We start from the raw sequence: 11,539 nt of genomic DNA, 5'->3' as shown, positions 1-11,539 counted from the left end.
GGGGGAGAGGGTCGGGCTAAGCTGGCTGAATCGCTTGCATTTTCCGGTCTGTTGTCCTAGGCAGTCAAGGCCCGGATGAGGGGGTGTTGACACTCATGCATCCCCACCGGCCGGGCTACCAACAACACGGCGCCGCGAGACCTTCCGCAAGGTGATTCGCGGGCGCTTCCGACCGTGAAGTGACCACAATGGACGGTTTGAATCCCCGGAAGGTCTTCTCCCTCCTGTTCATCATCGGCATCGCCGTGGTGTTCACGCTCCAGTTCGGCCCTGGCAGCAACGGGTTCGCGGACAAGGGCAGCCAGGCGCCCACCGCCAGCGCGGTGGCCACGGTGAATGGCAAGGAGATCCCTGTACGCGACTTCAGCATGGCCTGGTCGCGGCAGATGAACTTCCTGCGTTCGCAGGGCAACCCCATCCCGGAGTCGGTGGCCCGCCAGTTCGGCCTGGACAAGCAGGTGCTCGACCGGCTGGTGAACGCGGAGCTGCTCGCCCAGTCGGCGGAGCGCCACGGCATCAGCCCCTCGGATGAGGAGCTTCGCAAGCTCATCCACGAGAACACCGACTTCCATAACAAGGAAGGCGCGTTCGACTTCGCCCGCTACCAGCAGGTGCTGCGCGACTTCTACCGCCGCACGCCCCAGGAGTACGAGCAGGAGCTGCGCCGGCAGATGGCCGCCCAGAAGATGCTGGACGTGGTGCGCACGGGTGCCGTGGTGTCGGACGACGAGGTCCGCGCCCGCTACGAGAAGGAAGGCAACCAGGCGAAGCTGGTGTTCGCCCGCTTCCTGCCCACGATGTTCGCGGACAAGGTCCCCGCGCCCACGCCCGCGAAGCTCGCGGAGTTCCAGAAGACGCACGAGAAGGAGATCGCCGACTATTACGCGGCGAACAGCTTCGTCTACAACGTGCCGGAGCGGATCCGCGCCCGCCAGATTCTGGTGAAGGTGGCCCCGGACGCCACGCCCGAGCAGAAGGCCCAGGCGAAGGCGAAGGCGGAAGGCCTGCGCAAGGAGCTGGATGGCGGCAAGGACTTCGCCACGCTGGCCAAGGCGAGCAGCGACGACGACGCCACCAAGCTGAAGGGCGGCGAGCTGGGCTGGGTGGAGCGCACCACGTGGGACCCGGCGCTGGCCGACGCGGCGTTCTCCCTGAAGGCCGGGGAAGTGACGCAGCCGGTGGAGTCCGCGCTGGGCGTGCACCTGGTGAAGGTGGAGGAGAAGAAGGAAGCCCAGGCCAAGAAGCTGGACGACGTGAAGGGCGAGATCGCCACCAGCCTCTACAAGCAGGAGCAGGCGAAGGGGCTGGCGAAGGCGGAGGCCGAGAAGGCCCTGGCGGCGGCGAAGGCCGGCAAGTCCCTGAAGGAGCAGTTCCCGGTCCCCGCCGGCCAGCAGCCCGCGCTGCTGCGCTTCGAGGCGGAGACGAAGCCGGAGGCCGTGGAGACGGACAGCTTCACCGCTCAGGGTGACTCCGTGCCGCACCTGGGTCCGGCGCCGGGCCTGGTGAAGGCCACCTTCGAGGCCAGCGGTCCGGCGGTGCTGGGCGAGGTCTTCACCGTGGGCGAGGCGAACATCGTCGCGCAGGTGGTGGAGCGCGAGAAGCCGGACACCGCGGGCTTCGACAAGCGCAAGGAGGAGCTGCGCACCCAGGCCCGTCAGGCCAAGCAGATCGAGCTGACGGAGTCCTTCCTCAAGTCGCTGAAGAAGAGCGGCAACGTCGTCACCAACAACGAGGCCATCGACTCGGTGTTGGGCGCCGCGGGGTAGTCACCCGCCGGAGCGGGCGTAGGGGACCTCCAGCGGGGTCCCCTCCGCCGAAGGGGCCTCGGAGACCGCGATGCGGTCCCGGCCCCGGCCCTTGGCCGCGTACATGGCGAAGTCCGCCGCGCGGATGAGGTCCGTGGAAGTGGTGGCGTGCTCCGGGAAGGAGGCCACCCCGACGCTCGCGGTGAGCGCCACGTCCAGCCCCTGCGCGCGCAGGAAGCGCTGGCCGCGGAACGCCTCGCAGATGCGCTGGGCGATGACCTGGGCCCCTTCCTTGTCCGTCTCAATCAACATCACCGCGAACTCGTCGCCGCCGTAGCGGAAGACGGCGTCCAGGTTGTGGCGGCCCAGGCTGATGAGCAGGTCCCCCACCTCCTTGAGCGTGGCGCTGCCCACCAGGTGCCCGTGCCGGTCGTTGATGGACTTGAAGTGGTCCAGGTCCAGGAACACGAGCGACAGCGGGTGGCGGAAGCGCGCCGAGCGCTTCACCTCCTGCTCCAGCTGCGCGCGCAGGTGCCGCGCGTTGAAGCAGCCGGTGTGCTCGTCCGTGATGGTGAGCTCCTGGACGCGGCGGAAGTTGCGCGCGTTCTCGATGGCGATGGCCGCGTAGTCCGCGATGGCGGACAGGGCGGTGAGGTCGTCATGCGTGAAGCCGGGCTCGGTGGGGCCGTTGACCAGTTCAATCACGCCCAGCACGCGCTCGCGCGCCACCAGCGGCACGGCGAGCAGCGAGCGGGTGTGGAAGGCGGAGGCCTCATCGAAGCGGGGCGCGAAGCTGGAATCGCCGGCCACGTCGTGGACGAGCCGCGCGACGCCCGAGGAGAACACCGCCCCGGCGATGCCTTCCCCCGGATTGAGCTGGAGGCCCTTGAGCGCTTCGGCGCCCTCCCCCACGGCGATTTCGAAGTAGAGCTTTGCGCTGCGCTCGTCCTGGAGGATGAGCGACCAGTTGCGCGGTTTGAGCAGTGCGCTGACCTTCTGCATCACCAGCGCGAGCACTTCGCGCAGCTCCAGCGTGGAGGTCAGCGCCTTGGCCATCTCGTTGTAGGCGGCCAGTTGCTCCACTGTCCGCTTCATGGCCGACAGGAGGTCCGCGGGGTTCATCGAGGTGCCCTCTGGAGCGCAAGTCTGCTAAGGCCCGCGAGCGCGAAACATCCCGCACCCGCCCATGGATCCAACCGAACGCTTCGTTCTCGCCTCCGCATCGCCCCGGCGCAAGGATTTATTGGCCCAGTTGGGCCTTCGCTTCACCGTGGCGGCGGCGGATATCGATGAAACGCCGATGGCCGGAGAAATTGCGTCGGACTACGTGCTCCGGCTGGCCGTGGAGAAGGCTCGCACGGTCGCCACCCGACACCCGGACGCATGGGTGCTGGCCGCGGACACCACCGTGGCCCTGGGGTCGGAGCTGCTCGGCAAGCCCCGGGACGCGGCGGAGGCGCGGCGGATGATCGCCCGGCTGTCCGGCCGGATCCATGAGGTCTTCACCGGCATCGCGGTGGCCGGCCGTGCCCGGGACGCCCAGGTGGTTCGCACGCAGGTGACTTTTCGCACGCTCTCGCCGGATGAGATTGCCTGGTACGCGGACACCGGCGAACCGCTGGACAAGGCGGGCGCCTACGCCATCCAGGGCAAGGGCGGTTTCCTGGTGCAGGGAATTGACGGCAGCCACTCCAACGTCGTGGGCCTGCCGCTGGGAGAGACGCTGGCGTTGCTGAAGCGCGTGGGCATGCCGCTGCCCTGGACGGAAGGTCAGCGATGAGCAGCGTGGCGGACAACCTGGCGCGGGTGCGCGAGCGCGTGGCGAAGGCCTGCGCGAGCGCGGGGCGGCCGGAGTCGTCGGTGACGCTGGTGGCCGTGTCCAAGCTCAAGCCCGCGGCGCTCATCCGCGAGGCTTACGCCGCGGGGCAGCGCGACTTCGGGGAGAACTACGCCCAGGAGCTGCGGGACAAGGCAGAGGAGCTCAAGGACCTGGACGGACTGCGCTGGCACGCCATCGGGTCGCTGCAGACGAACAAGGTGAAGTACGTGGCCCGCGTCGCGCACGCCTTCCATGCGCTGGAGCGGCTGGACGTCGCCACGGAGCTGTCGAAGCGGCGCGCGGGCTCCCCTCCCCTGCCCTGCTACGTGGAGCTCAACCTGGGCGGCGAGGACACCAAGCACGGGCTCACCCCGGACGCGCTGGGCGGCTTCCTGTCGCAGGTGCGCGAGCTGCCGAACCTCCAGGTGGTGGGGCTGATGGCGCTGCCGCCGCCCACGGACGACGTGGCGCGGATGCGCGAGGGCTTCGCCCGGCTGCGCGAGCTGGCGGCGACGCATGCGCTGAGGGCCCTGTCCATGGGCACCACGCACGACTTCGAGCAGGCCATCCTGGAGGGCGCCACCGCCGTGCGCGTGGGCACCGCCATCTTCGGCGAGCGCGCCTGAAGCCCGCTCACAGCTCGCGGAACCGCACCCGCCCCTCCTGGTTGACGAGCGCCTTGTACTCGCAGCCGCAGTAGTTGCAGCGCACCTCGTCCCCGTCGGTGAACGTCTCGTCCACGGGGTTGTTGGCGTTGCAGCCGGGACAGTCGAACTCCTTCAACACGCGGCTGCCGCCGGAGCCCGAGTCCTTGGCGAAGTCGTCGTCGTCGAAGTGGAAGTCGTTGGCCATGGCCCCGGACGCTAGCACCGGGCGTTGCGTCCGGGGGTACCCTGCCAGGCATCCAGGCAGGCGCGCCGGACTGTCCGCCATTTGTCAGCGACCCTTGCGGGCGTGTACCCCTGCGGGCCGCCATTTCCGTCCCCTGTCAGTCTTTCCCAGGCGCGTCCGGAGGGCGGCCGGACGGCTTTGAATGCTGTCCCACGGCCGCCCGTCCTGGAAATGTCCGGTGGCGGGGGCGGTTGAGGGGCGCGGTTGGCTTGGGCGGGCCGGCCACCTAACTTGCAAGCAAGGGAGCACACCCGATGCGCAGTCTGTCCAGGTGGGGGTTCACGGCGGCGGTGGTGGGACTCTTGGGGTCCACGCTGGCGCATGCCCAGGAGCCCACCGGCGCGGCGTTTGGCCCGGGTGAGCAGGCCCAGTACCGGGTGCGCTACCTGGGGCTGACGGCCGGCACGGCGACGGTGACGGTGGGCTCGCCCATGACGCAGTGGGGCCAGAGCGTGTGGCCCATCGTGTCCATGGCGAAGTCGGACGACCTGGTGGGCGTCTACCCGCTCAAGAGCCGCTTCGTGTCGTACTGGGACGCGGGCACCCAGCGGGTGACGGGAAGCGACCTGCACTCGGAGGAGAACCGCAAGCGCCGCCGTCAGCGCATCCAGCTCTCCGCGGACGGCGCGGGCGCGAAGGTCATCAAGCAGAAGGAGAGCGACCCGCCGCGCGAGTCCGAGCACACGCTGCCCGAGGGCACCATGGACGTGGCGGGCGCGACGTTCGCGCTGCGCGGCCAGGAGCTGGTGGTGGGCCGCTCCTATTCCTACCCGGTGTTCACCGGCAGCAAGCAGTTCACCATGAGCGCCACGGTGGAGGGCCGCGAGACGGTGACGACGCCCGCGGGAGCGCGAGACACCTTCCGCGTGCGCGTGCACACCGACTTCGGCGGCAAGCTGGAATCCAAGCGCGACCTGGTGGCGTACCTCAGCGCGGATGCGCATCACGTGCCGGTGCGAATCGAAGCGGACTTCGCGCTGGGCACCGTCGTGGCGGAGCTGACGGACTACAAGCCGGGCCGCGTGGTGGCGGTGGCCCGGGCGGACAACTCGGGCGACTGAAAAACGTCGTCCGCCAACCAGGGGAAGGCAGGGGGCATGGGCGTGGGTTGGGCATGGGCAGTGGCGGCGGCGCTTTCCGCCGCGCCGGGCGGCGTGCAGGTGGTGTCGCCGCTGGTGAAGGTGCGGCCGGACGCGACGCCGAAGGGCGCGAAGGAGGCCCGCCTCAGCGCGGCCCGGGGTGAATGCGAGGGCACGCAGCTGGTGCTCCCCCAGGGCGTGACGCGCGTGACGATGAAGCCCCTGGCCCTCAAGGGGCCGGGCGCGCCGCTCACCGTGGACGCGTGGCGCGAGGCCTTCCTGGACGTGAAGACGCCCTCCAACGGCGAGGGCAAGACGGGCCCGTGGCCCGACGCGCTGGTGCCCCTGTCGGCGCCCGCCAATCCCAGACATCCGACGGTCGTCTACGTGGAGGTCTGCGTTCCGGCGAAGCAGGCCCCGGGCACCTATGCGGGGAGCCTGAGCGCGGCGGTGGATGGAAAGGAACTGCCGGCCGTCCCCTTCAGCGTGGAGGTGCAGCCCTTCGAATTGCCCGCGACGTCGTCGCTGCCCAACAGCTTCGGCATCTCGCTGTACAGCATCGCGAAGGGGCACGGCATCCCGGCGGAGTCTCCGGAGGCGAAGGCGCTCCTGCGCGAGTACGGCAAGACGCTGCTGGAGCACCGCGTGAGCGCGCACGGCATGGGCATGGATCCGCCGCCGGTGAAGTTCCAGGACGGCCGCGCGGTGCTGGACTGGACCGCGTACGACGCGGAGCTGGGGCCCTTCCTGGACGGAAGCGTGCTGCCCTCCGGCGCGCGCTTCACCACGGCGGACGTGCGTGACAACCGCAAGGCCTCCACGGACGCGGAGAAGAGCGCGTACTACCGCGCCTTCCAGAAGCACTTCGAGGACAAGGGCTGGAAGGCGCAGCTCTTCTTCTACGCCAAGGACGAACCCAAGCCCGCGGACTTCCCGCTGGTGAAGGCGCAGTCCAAGCGCGTGCGCGACGCGGGGGCGGACATCCCGGTGCTCGTCACCACGTCGCTGAATCCCGCGCTCCTGGGCTCCGTGGACATCCTCACGCCCATCATCAACTGCTTCTACCCGCGCGAGGGCCCGCAGACGTGCCACAACGTGGCCAACGCCGCGACCGCTCGCGCGAAGCTGAGCTCGCGCGCGAAGGTGTGGTGGTACCAGAGCTGTATGGCCCACGGCTGCACGGGCGGCCCGCCGCCGGACAAGGCGCTGGACAGGGCGTACAGCGATTGGGCCTCGTACATGGTGGACCACCCCGCCCCGCTCAACCGCGCCATGGGCCCGCTGGCCTTCGAGAGCGGCGTGGACGGCGAGCTCTATTTCGACACCGTCTTCGCCTACAACACGAAGAAGGATGTCTGGGCGGACCTCTTCGAGTTCGGCGGCAACGGCGACGGCACCCTCTTCTACCCGGGCACGCCCGCGAAGCTGGGGGGCACCCAGCACCAACCCGTGGTCTCCCTGCGGCTGAAACACATCCGTGACGGCCTGGAGGACTACGAATACCTGCGCCTGCTCACGTCGCTCGGCGACGGCGCCTTCGCCAGGGCGGCGGCGAAGCGGCTGGCGAAGTCCGGGTACGAAATCACGAGGGACCCGGCGGAATGGGAAGCGGTGCGCAAGGAAGTGACCGAGCGCATCGTGAAGCGGAAATCGGCTGAACAAGCGAAGCGCTCCGGACGTCGGACTTCCGGGGGAACCCCGTAGTCACTCCCCCCTGGGAGGAAGCAGAATGAAGCCCATGCGCACCCTCGTCGCGGCCTGCCTCGCCTTCAGCGCCCTTGGCGCCATCCCGGGACAGGCCCAGGAGGCCCAGCCCCGTCCCATCAACATCCTGAGTCCCTCCAGACTCCCGACGGTGACGGAACCCTCCGACCCGGCGAAGCCCGCGGCGAACGCGGAGAACACCGGCGACGCGTCCTCCACCCCGGCCCCGGACGAGCCCGTGGTCGCGGTGAAGCCCTGTGAGCAGGCCCTGCCCGTGCTGCGCTCACCGCTGGCCTTCAAACCGGGCGAGCTGCTCGAGTTCGACATGGACGCCATGGGCGCGAAGGCGGGCAAGCTCACCATGCGCGTGCAGCGCCCCGCCAACGGCTCGCTGCCGGTGTTGGTGGAGGCGCAGACGAACACGCTGTTCTCCAAGGTGCGCCGGGTGCGCGGCAGCGCGACCAGCTACCTGCACCCCAAGACGCTGCGCCCCTCGCGCTACACCGAGGAGGCCGTGGAGAACGAGCAGCGCCGCAAGGTGAACGTGGACTTCAGCGCGCAGGACAAGAGCGTCAAGGTGGACTACCAGATTGGGGATCGCCCCAAGGGCCACTTCGACTACGCCTACGACAAGGACGGCCTGGACGTCGCGGGCGCCATCTACCTCATCCGCCAGCTGCCCCTGAAGAAGGACATGCCGGTGTGCTTCGACGTGTACGGCATCCGCCGCATGTGGCGCATGACGGCCACCGTGGTGGAGCGCGAGCACGTGTCGCTGCCCCTGGGCGAGTTCGACGCCTGGCACCTGGCCGGCACCGCCGTGCGCATCGACCGGCCGTCGCAGACGCGCGACATCCACGTGTGGATTTCCGACGACGACCGCCGCCTCCCCCTGGCCGCCGTGGGCGCCATCGACCTGGGCGCGGTGCGTCTGACGCTGACCGGCGTGAAGCGCCCCGGTGAAAAACCCCTGGAGGCGCAGGGCAAGGAAGATCTCAAGTGGTGACGCGGGGTTGAGCCCCCGCCCCAGGCCCGCCTCCCGCATGGAGCGCGGGCTTTTCATTGCCTCCAAATTGAGAATGGTCTGCAAAGTCAAAAAGCCGAGCGTAGGGTGCGCGCCGCTCGATGCGTCCCCAACACTTGCACCCCCTCCTGAGTTTGCTGTGCGCCCCCCTGTTCCTGATGCCTTCCGCGGCCCGCGCCGACGAAGGCCGCGTCGGTGAGAACGAGAAGGAGCGCGTCCTGACGGTAGGCAGCAAGCCGAAGCTGGACCTGTCCGTGAACGCGTACGCGGACCTCCAGTTCGCGTACTTCAACTACGGCGAGAACCAGAACCGGGCGAACGGCTCGCAGAAGGACTCGCGGCTCGTGTTCGACACGACGCGCCTGGTGCTGGAGCTGGAGGCAGGGCTGCCGGAGTACGGGCTCGAGGCCGAGTTCGAGGTGGAGTTCGAGCACGGCGGCGCGGGCGCTGAGGAACGCCCCGAGCACGACGACGTTGAAGGGGGCACAGGACGCGTGGTTCGCCGCGCGCGTGCCGTGGGAGCAGAGCGAGTCCTTCCTGTTCGGGCCAGTGGACAGCAACGGGTGGGACCCGGCGATGGACAGCTGGCCGGTGAACCGCACGGACCTGGACGCGGTGCTCGGCAACAACGACACGCTGTCCCAGCAGTACGTGAGCAACCTGCAGGAGACGCAGAAGGGCTTCCACACGACGGAGTACCTGCTCTTCGGCGAGGGCCAGGTGAAGAAGCCGGAGGAGTTCAACGCGCGCCAGTTCGAGTACCTGCTCGCGCTGACGGCGGAGCTGAAGACGGTGTCCGGCAACCTGGCGGCGTCCTGGGCGACCGGCGTGAACGGCCAGGCGCCGTACCGCGACACGCTGGCCACCGCGGGTGGGTCTGGCAACACGGCGTACCCCACGGTGGAGGCGGGCGCGCAGGAGATGCTGGGCGGCATCCTGGTCATCCTGGACGAGGTGGCCAACGGGAAGATCGCCGACCCGTACGACGCGAAGGACGCGAACCTGGTGGAGAGCCAGTTCGCGCTCAACTCGCTGTCTGACTTCACCAACAACATGCGCAGCGTGGAGAACGTCTACCTGGGCCACCGCCCGGAGGCCGCGCAGAAGGGCCTGTCCATGTCGGACGTGGTGAAGGAGCGCGACGCGGCGCTGGACACGCGCGTGAAGGCGGAGATCGCGGCGGCCATCGCGGCGCTGGGCAAGGTGCCAGAGCCGTTCCCGGTGTCCATCAAGGACCCGGCCTCCGCGGATGAAATCGAGGGTGCGCAGGCCGCCATCCGCAAGCTGCACGACACCTTCCAGGTGGACGTGAAGGCTATCATCCTTCCCTGATGTGGGAGCGGGGGAACGCGATGCGACAGACGCTGGGACTCGGAATGCTGCTGTGGCTCGCGGGCTGCGGCACGGAAGCCGAAGCCCCTGGGGCTTCGCCACGCGCGGGGGGCGACACGACCATCGACGACCGCACGTCGCGAGCGTTCGCGCAGCCCGCCCCCAACCTCACCACGGAGCATGAAGCGCTTCACCGCGAGGGCGACGCCGCCTTCGCGGCCGTCTTCGTGCCCGGCCCCGCCCCGGTGAACCCGGGGTTGGGGCCCGCGTACAACAACGCCTCCTGCAATGGCTGTCACCTGCGCAACGGGCGAGGCATGCCGGTGATGGGGGGCGGACCGACGCGCACGCAATTGCTGGTGCGCGTGAGCCTTCCGGACGGCACGCCAGAGCACCCGAACGGCGCGGTGCCGGTGCCCGGGCTGGGGCTCCAGATTCAAGACCAGGCCGTCTACGGCGCGTCGCCGGAGGCCACCGTGACGCTCGCGTGGGAGGAGCGCGCGGGGAAGTACGCGGACGGGACGGCGTATGGCCTGCGCTCGCCGCGCATCACCATCGTGATGCCGGACGGGTCGTCTCCGCCCGCGGGCATGCTCACGTCGCTGCGCCTGCCGCCGCCGGTGGTGGGCCTGGGACTGCTGGAAGCGGTGGACCTGGCCACGCTGCGGGCGCTGGAAGACCCCACGGATGCGAACGGGGACGGGATTTCCGGCCGGCTGAACACCGTGTGGGACGTGCAGGCGCTCGCGCTGGTGCCGGGGCGCTTCGGGTGGAAGGCGAACAGCCCCAACCTGCGGCAGCAGTCAGCGGAGGCCTATTTCAACGACATGGGGATTACGAATCCCCTCTTCCCGGACGCGGGGGGCGGCTTCGAGCTGCCCATGAAGACGCTGGACTCAGCGGTGTTCTACGCGCAGTCGCTCGGGGTGCCGGCGCGCACGGCGCTGGACAACGCGGCGGTGAAGCGCGGCGAGGCGAAGTTCAAGGACCTGGGCTGCGTGAAGTGCCACCGCGACACGCTGGAGACCGGGGAGCACCCGGTAGCGGAGCTGTCGCATCAGCGCATCCACCCGTACACGGACCTGCTGCTGCACGACATGGGCGCGGACCTGGCGGACGGGCGGCCGGATGGGGACGCCACCGGCACCGAGTGGCGCACCGCGCCCCTGTGGGGCCTGGGACTGACACAGACGATTCTTCCGTACTCGGGCTACCTGCACGACGGGCGGGCCCGGACGTTGGAAGAGGCCGTGCTGTGGCACGGCGGTGAGGCGGAGCGGGCGCGGGAGGGGTTCCGCAACCTGTCCGCCAGCGACCGGGACGCGCTGGTGCGCTTCCTCCAGTCGATGTAGCGCCCGGCTTCAGCCGTTGCGGATCATCCCGGCGGCCTGCGACAAGCGGCGGCGCAGCTGCGTCACCACCTCGTTCAGGTCCTCCAGGCGCTGGAGCACGTGCAGGTTCTCGCCCGCGTTCATCAGGGCGACCGGCGTGAGCGTCTCGCGGTGGAGGGCCAGGAGCAGATCGTAGAAGTGCGCCTGCACGTCGCCCAGGGCATCCAGGCCCTCGCGGAGGTCGTCCTCCACGAAGTCCAGGAGGACGGTGGCGTCCTCGCGCACGGGCAGCGTCCGGGCCAGGCGCTCCACGGCCCCGCGAACGGGGTCGGTACGGCGCAACATCGCGGGGGTGGCGAGGGCTGCCACGGGAGGGGGCATGCTCAGGACGCTACAGGTCCGTAGCGCCCGGTCAATTTTCCCACCCCCTGCCCGCCGGTGCGAAACGCGGCCCCGTCAGAGGCGCGGCTCGCGAACCTGTCCGACTGGAGGTCTGCGCGGAATAGGGGTGAAGGCTGACTGGCTACTGAGCCTCAAGGGAGGCAGGGGCCTCCAGCACGAAGTAGACGCAAAAAAGCCGGCTGCGTGTCAGCAGCCGGCGGATGTTGTGGGCC

11 protein-coding genes are annotated in these 11,539 nt (G+C 69.5%); 8 read left to right on the top strand and 3 right to left on the bottom strand.

All coding sequences use genetic code 11. From position 1 onward, the window contains the following. The first annotated feature begins 188 nt into the window (after positions 1 to 188). Positions 189 to 1,766: a SurA N-terminal domain-containing protein gene (locus tag D7V77_RS03930; RefSeq protein ID WP_120574925.1), complete on the top strand. Its 1,578-nt coding sequence runs from the start codon at positions 189 to 191 to the stop codon at positions 1,764 to 1,766. On the opposite strand, the gene D7V77_RS03925 is transcribed toward D7V77_RS03930, so the two are convergent. After that, positions 1,767 to 2,867, bottom strand: coding sequence for a sensor domain-containing diguanylate cyclase (locus tag D7V77_RS03925; RefSeq protein ID WP_120574924.1), 1,101 nt, complete (start codon positions 2,865 to 2,867; stop codon positions 1,767 to 1,769). 64 nt (positions 2,868 to 2,931) lie between these two features. Between D7V77_RS03925 and D7V77_RS03920 the strand changes: the two genes are divergently transcribed. Next, positions 2,932 to 3,525 carry a nucleoside triphosphate pyrophosphatase gene (locus D7V77_RS03920; protein WP_120574923.1) on the top strand — a complete coding sequence of 198 codons (594 nt, stop codon included), beginning with the start codon at positions 2,932 to 2,934 and terminating at the stop codon, positions 3,523 to 3,525. Further along, the gene (locus tag D7V77_RS03915; protein WP_120574922.1) at positions 3,522 to 4,190 is read left to right on the top strand and encodes a YggS family pyridoxal phosphate-dependent enzyme; all 669 of its coding nucleotides are present in this window, start codon (positions 3,522 to 3,524) and stop codon (positions 4,188 to 4,190) included. The genes D7V77_RS03920 and D7V77_RS03915 overlap by 4 nt, the downstream gene beginning before the upstream one ends. Positions 4,191 to 4,197: 7 nt before the next feature. On the opposite strand, the gene D7V77_RS03910 is transcribed toward D7V77_RS03915, so the two are convergent. After that, entirely contained in the window at positions 4,198 to 4,416 is a 219-nt protein-coding gene (locus D7V77_RS03910; RefSeq protein ID WP_120574921.1) for a hypothetical protein, read from the bottom strand. 293 nt (positions 4,417 to 4,709) lie between these two features. Between D7V77_RS03910 and D7V77_RS03905 the strand changes: the two genes are divergently transcribed. From D7V77_RS03905 to D7V77_RS03880, 5 genes are all read left to right on the top strand, one after another. Beyond that, positions 4,710 to 5,516, top strand: a complete 807-nt coding sequence (locus D7V77_RS03905; RefSeq protein WP_120574920.1) for a DUF3108 domain-containing protein — start codon at positions 4,710 to 4,712, stop codon at positions 5,514 to 5,516. Between the two features lie 36 nt (positions 5,517 to 5,552). Then, positions 5,553 to 7,238, top strand: a complete 1,686-nt coding sequence (locus D7V77_RS03900; protein WP_120574919.1) for a DUF4091 domain-containing protein — start codon at positions 5,553 to 5,555, stop codon at positions 7,236 to 7,238. Positions 7,239 to 7,263: 25 nt separating this feature from the next. After that, entirely contained in the window at positions 7,264 to 8,244 is a 981-nt protein-coding gene (locus D7V77_RS03895) for a DUF3108 domain-containing protein (RefSeq protein ID WP_120574918.1), read from the top strand. A 492-nt stretch (positions 8,245 to 8,736) separates the two neighbouring features. Beyond that, positions 8,737 to 9,594 (top strand): imelysin family protein, encoded by an 858-nt coding sequence (locus D7V77_RS03885; protein ID WP_233596673.1) that lies wholly within the window; start codon positions 8,737 to 8,739, stop codon positions 9,592 to 9,594. Positions 9,595 to 9,614: 20 nt separating this feature from the next. Next, positions 9,615 to 10,946 (top strand): di-heme oxidoredictase family protein, encoded by a 1,332-nt coding sequence (locus D7V77_RS03880; protein WP_120574969.1) that lies wholly within the window; start codon positions 9,615 to 9,617, stop codon positions 10,944 to 10,946. A 9-nt stretch (positions 10,947 to 10,955) separates the two neighbouring features. Here the strand turns inward: D7V77_RS03880 and D7V77_RS03875 are convergent, their stop codons facing one another. Beyond that, complete coding sequence (locus D7V77_RS03875; RefSeq protein WP_120574916.1) at positions 10,956 to 11,306, bottom strand: hypothetical protein; 351 nt, start codon at positions 11,304 to 11,306, stop codon at positions 10,956 to 10,958. Positions 11,307 to 11,539: the final 233 nt, after the last annotated feature.

Origin of the sequence: Corallococcus sp. CA041A, assembly GCF_003612075.1 — a bacterium.
In the GTDB taxonomy this organism is placed as follows: domain Bacteria; phylum Myxococcota; class Myxococcia; order Myxococcales; family Myxococcaceae; genus Corallococcus; species Corallococcus exiguus.
This window is presented reverse-complemented; position numbering and strand designations above follow the sequence as displayed.